Source organism: Rhodococcus sp. NPDC059969 (assembly GCF_042738325.1).
Taxonomy (GTDB): Bacteria; Actinomycetota; Actinomycetes; order Mycobacteriales; family Mycobacteriaceae; genus Rhodococcus_F.
This window is the reverse complement of sequence record NZ_JBHWUF010000009.1, coordinates 209,920-226,765: the sequence shown is the minus strand read 5'-3', so window position 1 is coordinate 226,765 and position 16,846 is coordinate 209,920. Positions and strand designations below refer to the sequence as shown.

Sequence of the window (16,846 nt, the reverse complement as noted above, 5' to 3'; positions counted from 1 at the left end):
GTGCATCGGAATGCATAATTACTTACCCATGGATCGCCGGATCTCCTCGAGCTTGGCTTTTGCAGCCTTCTGGCGCTCGTCCCACTGCTCGTCGACGGACTTTCCGGCAGGACTTTCGTGTGCCAATTCGGACGAACCTATGGAAGTACCGAAGCGCCCCTCTATCTTCTCCCGAACGCGGTCGAAAGTGGGGACTCCCCCTTCGGTGTAGTCGGGTTCGGGGATTCTCGGATCTGTCGCAAGGACCACCGGGACATCGATGATCTCGTCGACCTCCACAACAGTGTCGGGCAGTTCGACCTCTTCGGCGTCGGTTATCGTGTCCGCGTCCGCGTCCGCGTCCTCGACACGGGTCGGATCGAGGCTCGCGGCAGCGGTGTCCACCACGGAAAGAAGGACCGACAATCTCGGACGACGCTCGACCACTGCGCGGACGACCGCGAGGAAGTCCTTGTCGTCGAGTGCATCAGCAGCTTCGACTACCTGGTGCACGGAAATACCGGGTGCTGACCCATCATTCTCGGCCCCATCATTGTGTGACACTGGCAGTCCCTTCTCGAAACGTCGACGGACAACTCCGATCCTTCCACGACCGCCTGCCGAAAGGGGTCAGCGTGAGGCGAGGTAAGCCGCAAACGCGTCCTCGCTCGAATACTCGGGGACGTATCCGAACTGTTCCTTGAGCCGCCGATTGTCGAGGACCGGCCGGTACTGGAGAAATCCGACCCGCTCCGGACCGTGTTCCGTCAAACCCAATCGCCGTCCGACGCGTAGAACGCCCCGGAGGAGCCACGCGGGAAGCGTCACCGTGCTCTTGCCCATTCGAGAAGCCAGTTCGTCGACTGTCAGCGCACCGTCGCCCGCGACGTTGAAGATGCCCACCTGGTTTCCGGTCACAGCCTCGGCAAAGGCGCTCGCCACGTCCGTGTGCCAGACGAACACGAAAGGGCTGTCGCTCCCGGCGACCTTGAGCAGCTTGCGGCGATCGAACAACGCGGTGATCTGGTTGTCGACGCTCTCCCCCAAGATCGTGCCGATCCGGAATACAACTTGCTCCAACCGCGGATGTACGACGCGATACTCGGCGAGCATCTCCTCGACCAGGCGTTTGTGCCGACTGTAAGTGAATTCGTCGTTGCCGCGAACGGGAACGTCCTCGGTGATCCACGCCGGGCTGTCGGAGTGGTAGCCGTACGCCGCCCCGGACGAAGACACGACAATCCGTCCAACCCCGTGTTCGACGCAGGCCGCGAGCACGTTTCGTGTCCCGTCGACGTCGACGCGGTACTCCTGCTCCGCTGTCGTGTTCTTGCCGGGATTCACGATAGAAGCGAGGTGGATCACGACGTCCGGTCGGTGCTCACCGAACACCCGCCCCAATTCTGCGGGGTCGCACACGTCCGCTCGAACGCGGTGGACTCGATCGTCCGGTGTTGCCTTCACCGTGAGGTCGGCACAGACGACGGTGATGCCTCGTGCGATCAGTTCGTCGATGACAGCCGTGCCGAGGAAGCCGTTTCCGCCCGTTACCAGCGCGACAGTCATGCCGGCACCGCCTTTCTGGTACGGCGCTTGGACCAGACCGTCGCCAAAGCCAACCCGGCGACGATGTCCCAGATCCCCCACCAGCCGGCCACGATGGCCATACCGCCGAGTCCGTCGAAGAACGTGAATACCAATCCGAGGCCCAGTCCGGCGTTGCGGATGCCGACCTCGAACGAAACTGCGCGACGGCTGTATTCGTTCAACCCGGTGACGGCGCCGCAGAAGTATCCCAGTGCGAGGGCAACCGTGTCGTGCAGGAAGACCGCAAGCAGTACCACCCCGATGTAGTCGACGAAGTACGACGCGTTCCCCGACACTCCCGCAACGATGAAGATCAAAAGCGCCACCAACGAGCCGTTCTTCACCCACGGCTGCGCTTTCGCCGCGACCTCCGGGAACTTTCGCGCCGCCCAGATGCCGACAACAAACGGCACACCGATGATGAGCGCGATTTGAACGACCATCTCGAGCGCATTCAAGTTCACCGACTGCAACAGCGCGTCGGTCTCCGAGCGTCGGCTCCCCCAGAACGCAAGATTGAGCGGCATGAGGAAGATCGCGAGGACGTTCGACACCGCCGTCATGGACACCGAGAGCGCGACGTCGCCGCCCGCCCGGTGTGTCAGGACGTTCGAGATGTTTCCTGGCGGGCAGCACGCCACCAGGATCATGCCGAGTGCTACCGACGGAGCCGGCGAGAGAATCAGCGTCAGGGCAAATGTCACTGCCGGCAACAGCAGGAACTGGGCAGCGATACCCACCGCCATCGCCTTGGGTTTGGTGAGCGCACGACGGAAGTCGTCGACCGAGGTGTCGAGGGCGATCCCCAGCATGATCGCAGCGAGCACCACGTTGAGGATCATCAACGATCCCGGGTTGAAGTTGAGAACCACGTCGTCGATCAGCATCACTGCCCTCCCTTCGCCAGAGCAGTATCGAGCAGTTCGATGTGCCGCTTGATCGCCGATCGGTAGGCGTCCTTGTTCACGTAGTAGGCCATTCGACCCAGCTTCAGGTACTTGTATCCCCCGGACAGATCGGGTGGTGGGCCGGCTGCCGCCGCCGAGAACTCGCGTGCCGCGTCGGGAGCTTCGGTGCGTGCCGCGATCAATTTGGCCACCAACTCCGCTTGCTCGAAGCGGCCCTGCCACCCGAGCCCGGAGGCTTCCACCATCCCGAGTACGAAGAGACTGTCGTGGCGACGACTCGCGACGTTGAGGAACAGGTCCGGGGCAGCGCCCGACCAGTCCAGGTCCGCGCGCGCGATGAAGGGGTAGTCGAGGTGATACCCCGTGGCGCAGAGAACGAGGTCGTAATCGGCGGACGAACCGTCGACAAAATGAACCGTCCTGCCGTCGAACCGGTCGACATCGCCGCGCACGTGCACGTCACCGTGTCCGACGTGGTGCAGGATCAACGAGTTCACGACCGGATGCGATTCATAGATTTTGTAGTCCGGCGCCGGAAATCCGAACCGCACCGGATCTCCCGTGAACTGCTTGAGCACCAGCGTGTCGACGCGTTGTTTGATCCACGGCGGCAACGGCTTTCCCTGATTCAAGGTGTCCGAGGGACGGCCGAACAGATACTTCGGAACGAAGTAGTAGCCTCGCCGAACGCTCAGGTCGACGGACTCTGCCTGGTGGACGGCGTCCACTGCGATGTCACATCCACTGTTGCCCGCTCCGATGACCAGTACCTTCTTCCCACGGAAGATCTCGGCGCTGCGGTACTCGCTCGTGTGCATCAACGTGCCGGTGAAGTCGCCGCGGAACGTCGGCATGTTCGGCTTCGACAACGTTCCGTTTGCGATGATCACGCCTCGGTACCGCGCAACCGTTTTCTCACCGTTGCGGCTGCGCGTGGTGACCTGCCACAGCGAATCCTCGGGCGAAACGTCGATGACCGTAGAACCGAAGGTGAAGTGCCTGCGAAGATCGTGAGTGTCGGCGTAGTCGCGGAAATACTCGGCGAGTTCGACGTGGCTCGGGTAGTCGGCCACCGAATCCGCCATCGGGAACTCCGCGAACGCGGTGGTGCCCTTCGAAGAGATGAGGTGCGCCGACTCGTAGACGGTGCTGTGCGGGTTGTCGATGTCCCAGAGCCCACCGACGTTGTCGTGGCTCTCGAAGCCGTCGAACGCTATCCCGGCCCGATCGAGGTTTCGCGCGCCGGCCAATCCAGACGGGCCCGCTCCGATCAGCGCGTACTTCTCCTCTGTGATCATCCGTCGAGCGTCGCAGATAGTCCGAATCTTGCAGCAATATGCCGGATAATGACGTTATGAGCGCACAAGATGTCGGCAACGGTCGCGGGATAGATGAAATCGATCTGAGGATAATCAATGCGCTCCAGCTCGCACCTCGATCCACGTGGCTTTCGTTGGCCGGACCACTCGAACTCGACGCCGCGACTCTCGCCCGTCGTTGGAATCGACTCTCCGAATCGTCGTTGGCCTGGGTCACGGTCACTCCAGGGCCACAGGTGCTGGGCAGCATCGTCACAGCGATCATCGAAATCGATTGCTCACCTGCACTTCTCGACGCCGTCGCGGTGCGGCTGACTCGCTTGGCCCACGCCGTGACCATCGAAGCATCAACGGGCAGAGCAGATCTGCTCGTCACGGCCGGCACTGCGGACTTGGCGTCGATGTCACGTTTCATCTCGGAGGAGGTCGCAACGATCGACGGCGTGTCGGCGCTACGCACGTCTGTCATCACACGTTGGTTCACCGAAGGAGGTCGTTGGCGACTCAACGCGCTGGCGCCTGCCGAGCGCGGTGTCCTGACCACTGGTGACACACGTCAAGCCGGAAGAGCACGCACAGTCGGCATCTCGGAACAGGATCGCAGGGTTCTGACAATGCTCGCCTACGACGGGCGCACTCCCATGCGGGAGTTGGCCGACGCGATCGGTGTCAGTCCCGCTGCGTGCAAACGCCAGATCGACAGGCTCACGTCCTCGGGGTTGGTGGCGCTGCGGTGTGAATTCGCCCGTCCACTGGCCGGGCTTCCTGTGCTCGCCACTCTGTGGTGCCGCATCGAACCCGAACTTCTCGACGCAGCGGGTCGAGTGCTGAGTAGGGCGCCGGAAGTTCGGAATTGCTTCGCCGTGGTCGGCGCTGACAACCTCGTTGTTCAGTTGTGGCTGCATTCTCCGGCAGAACTCGATGCCTTCGAAATTCGCTTGCGCAAGGAGATTCCGGGCCTTTGCATCACGGAACGATCCATCGTGCTGTATCTGCGCAAACTGCTCGGTCACGTACTCGATCAGAACGGACGCAGGACATCGACGATCGCCCCGGACGTGTGGTTGCCGAGCCGCATCGAATCACCGGGAAATCGGTAGCACAAAAGAGCCCACGACCACCAGGGATGGTCGTGGGCTCTGTGATCAGTTGGGGAAATCAGCCCCGCATCTGCGCACCGACAGCCTTGGACGCCGCCTCCACTGCCGCGTCACGCGCGGCACTGGCCTCGTCCTCGGTCAGCGTGCGGTCGACGCCGCGGAAGCGCAATGCGAACGCGAGCGACTTGCGACCTTCACCGACCTGCTCGCCCTCGAAGACGTCGAACAGACGGATGTCTTCGAGAAGCTCGCCACCGCCAGAACGCAGAGCTTCTTGCACCTTGGCCGCGGGAATGTCGCGATCGACGACAACTGCCACGTCCTGGAGCACTGCGGGGAACGGCGAAATGCGCGGCGCGGGCAAGTTCTCGACCAACGGCAAAGCGTCCAGGTCGATTTCCAATGCGCAGGTGCGCGCAGGCAGTCCGGCACGCTCGAGAACGGCCGGGTGCAATTCGCCGGCATGACCGACAACATTGCCGTCGACCAGCACCTCGGCGCAGCGGCCGGGATGCCACGGCAGGTACTGCGCCGCACGCAGTTCCACCTCGACGCCTGCTGCAGCCGCGATGACCCGCACTGCTGCAAAAGTGTCCGAAGCCTCGGCCTGACGGCCCGGACCCCAGGGGCCGCTCGGCTCCCGCAATCCACTCAGCACAGCAGCGATGTGAACAGGCTGAGCCGGCAACGACGCGATCAGGTTCGCGATCTGCTCATCCGTCGGACGGCGATCGACCGGCAATGCATCCACGGGCTTGGTGTCGGGGCCTGGCAGCACGACCTGCGCGATGCCGTACAGCGACAGATCACGCTGACCGCGAGAAGCGTTGCGAGCCAAGATCTCCAGCAGACCCGGAAGCAGAGTTGTCGCCAACTCCGGACGATCGGATTCGAGCGGGTTGAGCACCTTGCTGGTGTTCCGGCGCGGATCATCCGCGTCGAGGCCCCAGACGTCGAAGACGTTGGTGGGCAGGAACACCGGAGGAAGGACCTCGACATAGCCGGCGTGAGCGACAGCCTTCGAGACCGTGCGCTTGCGCCGCTGCGACGCAGTCAAACCGCGTCCGGCCGGAGCGGCGGGAAGGACCGACGGGATCTGCTCGAGACCTTCGAGACGAAGTACTTCCTCGACGAGGTCTGCAGGCTGCACCAGGTCCGGACGCCACGACGGCGGCGTCGCGACCAACTGGCCGTGGCCCTCTTCGCTGACACCCACCTCGACGTTGCACCCGACCTGGGTGAGACGGCGAGCGGCGGTGCCGTTGGGGTACGTGACTCCAGCGACACGGTCGGGCAGGTCGATATCCATGCGAATGGCAGCGCGAGGGGCGACGTCACCCACGTCGGTCAGGACCGGCTCGATCCGGCCGCCGGCAATCTCGACCAGCAGAGCGGCTGCGCGATCGACAGCCGCGAGCGGAATCGCCGGATCAACGACGCGCTCGAAACGCTTGCTCGCCTCGCTCGGCAGCTTGTGACGGCGCGCCGTCTTGAAGACTGCGAGCGGATCCCAGGTAGCGCCTTCGAGCAGGATGTCCGTCGTTGCCGTTCCCACCTCGGTGGTCGCGCCGCCCATGACGGCCGCCAGAGAAATGACTCCGGAATCGTCGGCAATGACAACATCTTCGGGATCAAGCGTGCGTTCGACGTCGTCGAGCGTCGTGAGCTTCTCCCCCGCCTCGGCGCGACGGACCACCAGGTCGCCTTGCACCGCGGTCGCATCGAACGCGTGCAGAGGCTGACCGAGTTCGAGCATCACGTAATTGGTGACGTCGACGGCCGGCGAGATCGGGCGAACACCGGAGAGCAGCAGTCGACGCTGCAGCCACCACGGGCTCACCGCCTCGGGATCGATTCCCGTGATCTTTCGCATCACGAAACGCGACGCCTTGGACTCCGGTTCGAGATGCACCGGCCAGGCTTCACCCTCGGCCGGATGCGCGGGAACCGAAGCGGGATCGGCGTATTCGAGATCGAATCCGCAGGCGAGTTCACGCGTGAGGCCGCGGACCGAGAAGCAGTAGCCACGGTCCGGGGTGATGTTCAGTTCGATGATCGTGTCACCGAGACCGAGCAACTCGTTGCCATCTGCGCCGGGTTCGGCGGTACCGGGCTCGAGCACCAGGATGCCCGAATGGTCCTTGCCGATACCGAGTTCCGAGACGGAGCAGATCATGCCGTCGGACACCTGGCCGTACGTCTTGCGAGTGGCGATTTCGAATCCGCCGGGCAGCACCGCGCCGGGCAGTGCAACGACGACGAGGTCGCCCTCGTTGAAATTGCGCGCGCCGCAGACGATGCCGCGAGGCTCGGGCTCACCGACCTCGACCTGACAGAAGCGGATCGGCTTCTTGAACTCGGTCAGTTCGGTGATGGAGACGACCTTGCCGACGACCAAGGGGCCGTCGATCGCCTCGAGTGTGTCGAGTTCCTCGACTTCGAGTCCCACCCGGACGAACCCGGCGTCCAACTCTTCCGGGGTCACCTCCCAGTCCGGAGTTGCCCGCTGCAGGATCTCGGTCAGCCAGGATTGCGCTACTCGCACGTCTGCTCAGCTCTCTCGTTTGTCGATAAGTCTTTGTGAAGGTTCCGCGGACCGGATCAGTTAGCCTGCGACACCGAAGGGCAACGTGAAACGCACGTCGCCTTCGACGATGTCACGCATGTCCGGGATGCCGTTGCGGAACTGCAGGGTCCGCTCGAGGCCCATTCCGAATGCGAAACCCGAGTACTCGTCAGGATCGATACCGCTGGCGCGCAGAACGTTCGGGTTGACCATGCCGCAGCCACCCCACTCGACCCAGCCTGCCCCGCCCTTCTTGTTCGCGAACCAGACGTCGACCTCTGCCGACGGTTCCGTGAACGGGAAGTAGTTGGGGCGCATACGGGTACGCGTCTCGGGGCCGAAAAGGGCGCGAGCGAACGCGTCGAGAGTGCCGCGCAGGTTGGCCATCGTCAGGCCCTTGTCGACGGCCAGTCCTTCGACCTGCGAGAAGACAGGCGTGTGCGTCGCATCGAGTTCGTCGGTGCGGAACGTGCGACCAGGGCACACCACGTAGATCGGCACCTCACGCGAGAGCATGGTGCGAACCTGCACGGGTGAGGTGTGGGTGCGCAGCACCTGGCGAGAGTTCTCGGGCGCGAGGTGGAAGGTGTCCTGCATCGTGCGGGCAGGGTGATCCGGCAAGAAGTTGAGCGCGTCGAAGTTGAAGTGCTCGGTCTCGACCTCGGGGCCCTCGGCAACTTCCCAACCCATCGCGACGAATACGTCGGCGACCTGCTCGGAAATCAGGCTGATCGGGTGACGCGCACCGACGGGGTGGCGATCGGAGGGCAGAGTGACGTCGATTGCCTCGGCGACCAACACCGCGGCGTCACGCTCGGCGAGAAGGACCTCACGACGGGCGTCGTACGCGTTGTTGATCCGGGTGCGGAAGATGTTGACGCGCTTGCCTGCGTCCGCCTTTTCCTTACCCGGAAGGCTGCCGAGTCCCCGGCGAGCGAGGGCGATCGGGGACTTGTCCCCCAGATGCTCCACCTTGACGTGCGCCAGCGCATCCAGGTCAGCGGCGTCCGCGAGCGCCTTCTCGGCATTCTCAGCCGCAGCGGTCAACGCCTCTTCGGTGAGCACACTCGCGTCGACCTCCGGCGGTGTCGCGCCCTCATTTTTGGCCACGGCTGTGACACTCCTGTCGCTTCTCGGTTTGCTTCTCGTACTGCGTGCTACTCGTACTGCGTGCTACTCGTACTGCTTGCGAGCTTTCGAGCCCGTTCGAGCATTGTCTCTGCTCTTGTATTGTCTCAGGCTTCCGCAAATGGGATTCCGTGAGGTCTTCGCGCGAGTTTTCAGCTGCGATCGGTCGTGCGATTCTGCACCCTCGCACTTGCATACAGGCAAATTGCCGCCGCTGTTGCAAGGTTCAGACTTTCGGCGCGGCCGTGGATCGGAATCCGCACCCGATGATCGGCCTGCGCTGCGATCGCCGGATCGAGACCATGAGCTTCGTTTCCGAACAGCCAGGCCGTCGGCTTGCTCAGCAACTCGTCGGCCTCGTCGAGATCGACCTCGCCGTCGGCCTCGGTCGCGAGAATTTGAATGCCGGCGGCGCGAATCTGTTCGATCACCGACACCGTGTCTCGTTCGCGGACAACCGGCAGGTGAAAGAGGCTGCCCGCCGACGAACGAACCACCTTGCCGTTGTGCGGATCGACGCTGTCACCGGCGAGGATTGCCGCATCGGCGCCCACCGCGTCGGCGATGCGAATGACGGTGCCGGCATTGCCGGGTTCGTTGACCTCGACCGGCACTGCGAGCAGGCGGGTGTCCTGGTTGACGGCTGCGCTCAGCGGTACGTCGAGGAGATCACTGACAGCAACAAGACCGGGCGGCGTGACGGTATCGCTCAGAGCTTTTATTGCCCGATCGGTGACAAGAGAAACGCGAACTCCCGCGGTCAGCGCCCGATCGATGACGTGCTGATACCGCTCGGCTGCGTCTTCTGTGTAGAAGAGGTCGTGGACCGGGCGGTTCTCGCCGTTCGCGAGCGCACCGTTCAACAGTTCGGTGACCGAGTTCTCGCCTTCGACGAGGAAACGTCCTGCTTTACGTCGTTCTGCTGTGCGCAGGAGCTTGACAGCAGAAACGACCCGCGGAGTCCGCTCGGTGAGCGGGTCCACGGGCCGTTGCTGTGATGCGTGAATCAGGCTGCTTCTCCGGCAGGAGCGTTCACGTCAGCCGGCAGAGCGGCCTTCGCGAGTGCGACCAGGCCGGCAAAGGCCTCGGCATCGGAGACGGCGAGCTCAGCCAGGATCTTGCGGTCGACCTCGACCTCTGCCAGGCGCAGGCCCTGGATGAGGCGGTTGTACGTGATGTCGTTTGCGCGAGCTGCAGCGTTGATACGCGTGATCCACAGCTTGCGGAACTCGCCCTTGCGCGCACGACGGTCGCGGTACGCGTAGGTGAGCGAGTGGAGCTGCTGCTCCTTGGCCTTGGTGTACAGACGCGAACGCTGTCCACGGTAGCCGCTGGATGCAGCAAGAATTGAACGACGCTTCTTCTGGGCGTTGACCGCCCTCTTTACGCGTGCCACTTGAAAAATCCTGTCAATCTAGGGGCTGAAAGTACGACCCCGGGTGGTCAGTAAGGGGGCGACTCAGATGCCGAGCATGCGCTTGATGCGCGGAGCGTCGTCAGGGCTGACAACAGCGACACCGTCGAGACGACGGGTAACCCTGCTGGACTTGTGCTCGAGAAGGTGGCGACGGCCGGCCTTCTGGCGCATGAGCTTTCCGCTGCCGGACACCTTGAATCGCTTCGAGGCGCCGCTGTGGCTCTTCATCTTGGGCATGGAGTCCTCAGTTCTTGTTACGTGGTGGATCTTGGGAAATCGACTAGCTGGCCGGAGCCTCGGGAGCGGCATCGCCGGTCGCCGGTGCTTCCGGAGCTGCTTCACTCGTAGCCGGTGCGGCCGGAGCCGGACGCGGTGCGGCCTGAGCCACTGGCGCCTGAGCGCTCTCCTGCGCCTTGACGCGAGTCTTGGCGCCCTTGTGCGGTGCCAACACCATCGTCATGTTTCGGCCGTCCTGCTTTGCCGAGGTTTCGACGAATCCGAGATCTGCGACGTCTGCTCCCAGACGCTGCAGAAGGCGGTAGCCGAGTTCGGGGCGTGACTGCTCACGTCCGCGGAACATGATCGTGACCTTGACCTTGGAACCGGCTTCGAGGAAGCGAACGACGTTGCGCTTCTTGGTCTCGTAGTCGTGGTCGTCGATCTTGGGTCGGAGCTTCTGCTCCTTGATGACCGTCAGCTGCTGGTTCTTACGTGACTCACGTGCCTTCTGTGCAGCCTCGTACTTGAACTTGCCGTAGTCCATGATCTTGCAGACCGGTGGACGGGCATCAGGAGCTACCTCGACCAGGTCGAGGTCGGCCTCAAGGGCCAAGCGGAGTGCATCTTCAACACGCACGATGCCTACCTGTTCGCCGCCAGGTCCGACCAAACGAACCTCGGGAACGCGGATACGATCGTTGATGCGGGTCTCAGTGCTGATGGGGCCTCCTAGGTTGAACGGTGCGGTCTTCATGACCGCACGCAGCCCGTACCGCCCGCACCCCAACAAAAAAGCCCCGCTGTGATGATTGCTCATCCGCGGGGCCCGATGTCGACCGATCACATAAGATCCAGCTCACGCCGAAACCTATCTCCTCGACTGTGCGAGGAACCTGACGAAGAACTGATCTCCATTACAAGAACGGATCTTCGCTATCAGGTGACCGGAACCGCTGAACTGCAGTATTACCTGCCGTGCAGAGGTGGGAGTCGGACTCCACTTGCTGCCCCCGAACAAGTCGGAGGCGGTCGTTGCAACAAGAGTAACAGGTCGCCGGAGATGAAAGAAATCGGTGCCGGTCCCCCACATCGGGGAGAGGCCCGATTCAACACGATCACGGCCTGATGGAATCCTTACATCCATGAGTGAGAACTTCGAGGCAGATCAGAACACCGACGGCGCGAATCCCGACGTCCGCGAACTCTCCGAAGTTCCCGCGGTCGAGGTCATCAGCCGCGCCGCAGTGATGCTGATGAGTTCGGCTGCCGAGAAACTCGGCCTCTCCGATGCCGACCCGTCTTCCAGCCCCTACCTCGACCTCGACGAAGCGCGTCGAGTCATCACCGCGCTTGCCGGACTGGTGACTGCGTCGGTCGAGTACCTCGGCCCCCACGCCGGACCCATCCGCGAAGGTCTCCAAGCCTTGCAGCGCGCATTCCGTGAGGCCTCCTCGCATCCGGACGAGCCAGGAAAGGGACCGGGCGAGAAGTTCACCGGCCCGGTCTACTGAGTTGGCAACCGCCAACAAGACTCAACCGACGCCCGAGGACGTCGACGCGTTCATTTCCCGCGTCGACGACCGCAAGCGCGCCGACAGTGTGGAGTTGATCTCCTTGCTGTCGGCCGCCACGGGCGAGCCTGCTGTGATGTGGGGCTCGAGCATCATCGGATTCGGCGCACGGCACTACCGGTATGCGAGTGGCCACGAGGGAGACACGCCACTGATCGGGTTCTCCCCCAGAGCCACCGCACTCACGTTGTACTTGTCGCTGAACTTCGACGATTACACGGACACGCTCGCGCGCCTCGGCAAGCACAAGATCGGTAAAGGCTGCCTGTACGTCAAACGGCTGAGCGACGTCGACCCAGCCGTCTTGACCGAGCTGATCACGGATTCCGTTGCCGCAGCCCGCAACATGATCGACTGAGTCACTCACCTTCGGGGCGCGACAGGCCGAGCGTCGTCGGGCGGTTGGCCGAAGACGCTCGAATCCCGTGGTGTGAAGTGATTGTTCGTCAGCGTGGCCCGACGCATTCGATCGAGTCGAAACCACCGCACGGCGTCGCGCTGGCGACACCAGCCGATGAGAAACCACAGGCCACGGTCCTGCGCCAGAATGTGCGGCTCAACTGCCCGCACCGTCTCCGAACCGTCCCCATCCACATAGTGCAACGACACGACGCGACTCTGTTCGAGACCCTGCTCGACTGCCTGCCGGTTCGCGCGCGAATCCGTCAGAGCCCCGACGTCTCCGCGAATCCACACGCGGCCACCGAGTTCGGCGACCTTACGACGACTCTCCTCGTCCATCACGTCGAGCAGTTTTGCCAGCGCCGCACGTCCATCCGGCGCAAACGGAGCATCGCCCATCGCCGTCAACGCCAACGCGATTGAAACTGCTTGCGGAACAGTGAAATTCACCGGCGGTAGCGTGGCGCGACCTACGAGTCGGTATCCACCCCCAGGGCCTGAGCGCGCCTCGATCGCCGCACCCGACATCATCAGCGTCTCGATATCGCGTTTGATCGTTCGGGTGGTGACACCGAATTCCTCGGACAATCGGGAACACGTAGCCCCTCGATCGCCCTGTCGCCGAAGCTCCTCGACAAGAGCATGCAATCTCGCAGCTCGATTCACACCCACGAGTGTCTCAGATTTCGATACCAAACGGTGACATAATTAGTGACAGTCCGTTGTCACCATCCCGGCTGCACAGTGAGTACATGAAAACTCACATCGTTCTTGTTCCCGGATTCTGGCTCGGTTCATGGGCATGGGATGCAGTTCTCCCACACCTCGAGCGTTCCGACACCCGCGTGACCAGTCTGACGCTGCCCGGACTCGACGCCGTCGATGCAGATCGATCAGCGGTCACCTTCGACGCCCACGTCCGCGCAGTCATCGACGCTGTAACGGATTCCGACGAACGCACGGTCCTGGTCGTTCACAGCGGCGCCGGCCCGGTGGGGTACGCAGTCACCGATCGCATCCCGGATCGCGTCGCTCGGATCGTCTACGTCGACTCGGGCCCGATGCCCGACGGCGCAGCGCTGCGGCCGGATTTGGCCGCAGATGTCGTCGAGATACCTCTGCCGACGTGGGCAGAACTCGAAGCAGACGGCAGCAGCCTCGAAGGACTCGACGAGAAAGCTCTCGACGCGTTTCGCGCCAACGCCGTCCCCGAACCGGCCGGACCGGCACGTGAGCCGATTGTCCTGACGAACGAGAAGCGCTACCAGGTGCCGTCAACCGTCGTTTGCAGCACGTTCCCGTCAGCGGTGATCGCCCAGATGGCCGACGGGGGTCATCCGATGGCCGCGGAACTGGCGAAACTCCCAGTGACGTATGTCGACCTCCCGACCGGCCATTGGCCGATGTGGTCGCGCCCCGAAGACGTTGCCCAGGTGATCCTCGAGGCCACCGCTTCCTGACCGACAGAGCAGTGATGCCGGGTCGGATTCCGACCCGGCATCGCTGACCGACTTCTGCTAGCTCACGGAAGCGGCTTTCTTCCGTGGCGCAGCCTTCTTAGCTGCAACTGCCTTCGTTGCGCGCTTCTTGGTGATCGGCTTGGCCTTGACCGGTGCGTGCTGTGCGGTGAGAACTTCACTGAGGAACTTGCCCGTGTAGCTCTCGGGGACCGCGGCCACGTCCTCCGGAGTACCTTGCGCCACAACGGTTCCGCCGCCGGATCCACCTTCGGGTCCCATGTCGACGACCCAGTCCGACGTCTTGATCACGTCGAGGTTGTGCTCGATCACGATCACGCTGTTGCCCTTGTCGACCAGACCGTTGATGACGATCAAGAGCTTGCGGATGTCCTCGAAATGCAGACCCGTGGTGGGCTCGTCGAGGATGTACACGGTCCGGCCGGTCGACCGTTTCTGCAGTTCGGCGGCGAGCTTGACGCGTTGTGCCTCACCACCGGACAGGGTGGGAGCCGGCTGACCCAGTCGAACGTAGCCCAGACCGACGTCGACCAGAGTCTTGAGGTACCGGTGAATGGAGGTGACCGGTTGGAAGAACTCGGCTGCTTCCTCGATCGGCATGTCGAGAACCTCGGCGATCGACTTGCCCTTGTAGTGGACCTCGAGCGTTTCGCGGTTGTACCGAGCGCCGTGGCACACCTCGCAGGGCACGTACACATCCGGCAGGAAGTTCATCTCGATCTTCAGCGTTCCGTCGCCGGAGCACGCCTCGCAGCGTCCGCCCTTGACGTTGAACGAGAACCGACCAGGCTGGTATCCGCGGACCTTCGCTTCCGTGGTGGCTGCGAAGAGGGTTCGGATCTTGTCGAAGACACCGGTGTACGTCGCCGCATTCGATCGCGGAGTCCGGCCGATCGGAGACTGATCGACCTGCACGAGCTTGTCCAGCTGATCGAGACCGTTGATTCGTGTGTGACGGCCGGGCACCTGGCGTGCGCCGTTGAGCTTGTTCGCCATGACCGTCGCAAGAATGTCGTTGACCAACGTCGACTTACCCGAGCCGGAGACACCGGTGACAGCGGTGAGAACGCCCAGCGGGAAGCTCACGTCGATGCCGTCGAGATTGTGCTCGCGAGCTCCGACGACTGTGACCTGACGCTTGCGGTCCACCGGCCGACGAATGGCCGGAACCTCGATGAAGCTGCGACCCGACAGGTAGGCGCCGGTCAGGGACTCTTCACACGTCAGCAGTTCTTCGTACGGCCCACTGTGGACGACCTTGCCGCCGTGCTCGCCGGCGTACGGTCCGATGTCGACCACCCAGTCAGATGTACGGATGGTGTCTTCGTCATGCTCGACCACGATCAACGTGTTGCCGAGGTCGCGCAAGCGCGTCAGGGTTTCGATCAGTCGTCGATTGTCACGCTGATGCAGGCCGATGGACGGCTCGTCGAGTACGTACAGCACGCCGACGAGTCCGGAACCGATCTGCGTTGCCAAGCGGATTCGCTGGGCCTCGCCACCGGACAACGTGCCCGCGGCACGCGAGAGGGAAAGGTATTCCAAGCCGACGTCCAGCAGGAACCCGAGTCGTGCCTGAACTTCCTTGAGGACCTGACCCGCAATCGCCTCTTCGCGCGAGCCGAGAGTGAGGCTGTTCAAGAAGTCCGCGCAATCGGAGATCGACAGTTCACAGACCTCGGCGATGGACTTACTGCCGAAGTCCCCAGCCGCGATAGTTACCGACAGGATTTCCGGGCGCAGGCGAGCCCCACCACACGCCGGGCACGGGGTATCGCGCATGTACCCGTCGTACCGTTCCTTCATCTGATCCGATTCGGTCTGCTCGAGCCGGCGATGCAGGAACGGCATCACACCTTCGAACTCCGCGTAGTAAGAACGGGTACGGCCGTACCGATTCTTGTACCGGACGTGAACCTGCTCCTCGCTGCCTTCGAGGATTGCTCTACGGGCCTTCGCCGGCAACTTGTTCCACGGCGTCTTCATGTCGAAACCGAGGATGTCGCCGAGGCCGGAGAGCAACCGTCCGAAGTACTCCGAACTCTGGCCCATCGACCACGGCGCGATTGCTCCGTCTTCGAGACTCAGGTCGGGATCGGGAACCACCAGGTCCGGGTCGACCTCCTTGCGGATACCGAGGCCGGTGCATTCCGGGCAGGCGCCGTAGGGCGAGTTAAAGGAGAACGAGCGGGGTTCGAGATCGTCGATGGCGAGTGCGTGGCCGTTCGGGCAGGCCAACTTCTCGGAGAAGCGACGTTCCCGATCAGGTGCATTTTCCTCACGGTCGACGAAGTCGAGGACGACAATGCCTTCAGCCAATCGAAGTGCGGTCTCGACCGAGTCGGTCAGGCGCTGCTTCGAACTCGCCTTGACCTGCAAGCGGTCGACCACGACTTCGATGTCGTGCTTTTCCTGCTTCTTGAGCTTCGGCGGATCTGCGAGTGAATGGACGACACCGTCGACGCGCACTCGCGAGTAGCCCTGGGTGTTGAGCTGATCGAAGAGATCGACGAACTCGCCCTTACGTGTACGGACGACAGGTGCGAGGACCTGGAACTTGATGCCCTCGTCCATCTCGAGCACCTGGTCGACGATCTGCTGGGGCGTCTGACGGGCGATCTTCTCACCACACACCGGGCAGTGCGCTGAACCTGCGCGGGCATAGAGGAGTCGGAGGTAGTCGTAGACCTCGGTGATGGTGCCCACCGTCGAACGTGGGTTGCGGTTGGTCGACTTCTGGTCGATCGACACCGCAGGGGACAGTCCTTCGATGAAATCCACGTCCGGCTTGTCCATCTGACCGAGGAACTGACGCGCGTATGCCGAGAGCGACTCGACGTAGCGGCGCTGACCTTCGGCGAAGATCGTGTCGAAGGCGAGGCTGGACTTGCCGGAGCCCGACAACCCGGTGAAGACGATCAGGCTGTCTCGCGGGAGGTCGAGATCGACTCCTCGCAGATTGTGCTCACGCGCACCCCGCACGATCAGGCGATCCGCCACACCAATTCCCTTCATTGTCAATCATCTGGGGCCGTCCCCCCGGAGAAGTCTCGAGCGGCCTCGCAAACGCGAGTCCTCGAGCGATCGTCATCGTAGGCCGAGCCACCGACACGTTTATCTCACCAAGCGAGCCCATCGCTCTACCTGCCCCTATTCGAAGGTAGCCTGCGAT

Annotated in this window: 16 protein-coding genes; 4 read left to right on the top strand and 12 right to left on the bottom strand. The window is 63.0% G+C overall.

All coding sequences use genetic code 11. The features are described from left to right. Nucleotides 1-18: 18 nt before the first annotated feature. From ACFWAD_RS23235 to ACFWAD_RS23220, 4 genes are all read right to left on the bottom strand, one after another. Nucleotides 19-492, bottom strand: coding sequence for a hypothetical protein (locus ACFWAD_RS23235; protein WP_378548131.1), 474 nt, complete (start codon nt 490-492; stop codon nt 19-21). Between the two features lie 117 nt (nt 493-609). After that, nucleotides 610-1,545 carry an SDR family oxidoreductase gene (locus ACFWAD_RS23230; RefSeq protein WP_378548128.1) on the bottom strand — a complete coding sequence of 312 codons (936 nt, stop codon included), beginning with the start codon at nt 1,543-1,545 and terminating at the stop codon, nt 610-612. Next, nucleotides 1,542-2,453, bottom strand: a complete 912-nt coding sequence (locus tag ACFWAD_RS23225) for a bile acid:sodium symporter family protein (RefSeq protein WP_378548125.1) — start codon at nt 2,451-2,453, stop codon at nt 1,542-1,544. Before ACFWAD_RS23225 ends, ACFWAD_RS23230 begins: the two co-directional genes overlap by 4 nt. After that, nucleotides 2,453-3,772, bottom strand: coding sequence for a flavin-containing monooxygenase (locus ACFWAD_RS23220; protein WP_378548122.1), 1,320 nt, complete (start codon nt 3,770-3,772; stop codon nt 2,453-2,455). Before ACFWAD_RS23220 ends, ACFWAD_RS23225 begins: the two co-directional genes overlap by 1 nt. Before the next feature lie 56 nt (nt 3,773-3,828). Between ACFWAD_RS23220 and ACFWAD_RS23215 the strand changes: the two genes are divergently transcribed. Next, on the top strand, nt 3,829-4,893 hold the full coding sequence (locus ACFWAD_RS23215) for an Lrp/AsnC family transcriptional regulator (protein WP_378548119.1): 1,065 nt from the start codon (nt 3,829-3,831) through the stop codon (nt 4,891-4,893). A 58-nt stretch (nt 4,894-4,951) separates the two neighbouring features. On the opposite strand, the gene pheT is transcribed toward ACFWAD_RS23215, so the two are convergent. The 6 genes from pheT to infC all read right to left on the bottom strand — a co-directional run bounded on the left by pheT (nt 4,952) and on the right by infC (nt 10,977). Beyond that, nucleotides 4,952-7,438, bottom strand: a complete 2,487-nt coding sequence (gene pheT / locus ACFWAD_RS23210) for a phenylalanine--tRNA ligase subunit beta (protein WP_378548116.1) — start codon at nt 7,436-7,438, stop codon at nt 4,952-4,954. 60 nt (nt 7,439-7,498) lie between these two features. After that, entirely contained in the window at nt 7,499-8,569 is a 1,071-nt protein-coding gene (gene pheS / locus ACFWAD_RS23205; RefSeq protein WP_003944109.1) for a phenylalanine--tRNA ligase subunit alpha, read from the bottom strand. 170 nt (nt 8,570-8,739) lie between these two features. After that, on the bottom strand, nt 8,740-9,570 hold the full coding sequence (locus tag ACFWAD_RS23200; protein ID WP_378548113.1) for a TrmH family RNA methyltransferase: 831 nt from the start codon (nt 9,568-9,570) through the stop codon (nt 8,740-8,742). Between the two features lie 23 nt (nt 9,571-9,593). Continuing rightward, nucleotides 9,594-9,983 (bottom strand): 50S ribosomal protein L20, encoded by a 390-nt coding sequence (rplT, locus tag ACFWAD_RS23195; protein ID WP_019748616.1) that lies wholly within the window; start codon nt 9,981-9,983, stop codon nt 9,594-9,596. Between the two features lie 63 nt (nt 9,984-10,046). Next, on the bottom strand, nt 10,047-10,241 hold the full coding sequence (rpmI, locus tag ACFWAD_RS23190) for a 50S ribosomal protein L35 (protein ID WP_003944043.1): 195 nt from the start codon (nt 10,239-10,241) through the stop codon (nt 10,047-10,049). Between the two features lie 43 nt (nt 10,242-10,284). Next, nucleotides 10,285-10,977 carry a translation initiation factor IF-3 gene (gene infC, locus ACFWAD_RS23185; RefSeq protein WP_378450004.1) on the bottom strand — a complete coding sequence of 231 codons (693 nt, stop codon included), beginning with the start codon at nt 10,975-10,977 and terminating at the stop codon, nt 10,285-10,287. Nucleotides 10,978-11,365: 388 nt separating this feature from the next. On the opposite strand from infC, the gene ACFWAD_RS23180 reads away from it, so the two are divergent. Beyond that, on the top strand, nt 11,366-11,734 hold the full coding sequence (locus tag ACFWAD_RS23180) for a DUF1844 domain-containing protein (RefSeq protein WP_020907885.1): 369 nt from the start codon (nt 11,366-11,368) through the stop codon (nt 11,732-11,734). Nucleotide 11,735: 1 nt separating this feature from the next. After that, a complete protein-coding gene (locus tag ACFWAD_RS23175; RefSeq protein ID WP_378539695.1) occupies nt 11,736-12,152 on the top strand; it encodes a DUF1801 domain-containing protein in 417 nt (138 codons plus the stop codon). Nucleotides 12,153-12,157: 5 nt separating this feature from the next. Here ACFWAD_RS23175 and ACFWAD_RS23170 read toward each other — a convergent pair whose 3' ends face one another. Next, nucleotides 12,158-12,868: a helix-turn-helix transcriptional regulator gene (locus ACFWAD_RS23170; RefSeq protein ID WP_378548110.1), complete on the bottom strand. Its 711-nt coding sequence runs from the start codon at nt 12,866-12,868 to the stop codon at nt 12,158-12,160. Between the two features lie 80 nt (nt 12,869-12,948). Between ACFWAD_RS23170 and ACFWAD_RS23165 the strand changes: the two genes are divergently transcribed. Next, complete coding sequence (locus ACFWAD_RS23165) at nt 12,949-13,656, top strand: alpha/beta fold hydrolase (protein WP_378539697.1); 708 nt, start codon at nt 12,949-12,951, stop codon at nt 13,654-13,656. 57 nt (nt 13,657-13,713) lie between these two features. Here the strand turns inward: ACFWAD_RS23165 and uvrA are convergent, their stop codons facing one another. Further along, nucleotides 13,714-16,674, bottom strand: coding sequence for an excinuclease ABC subunit UvrA (uvrA, locus tag ACFWAD_RS23160; RefSeq protein ID WP_378548178.1), 2,961 nt, complete (start codon nt 16,672-16,674; stop codon nt 13,714-13,716). Nucleotides 16,675-16,846: the final 172 nt, after the last annotated feature.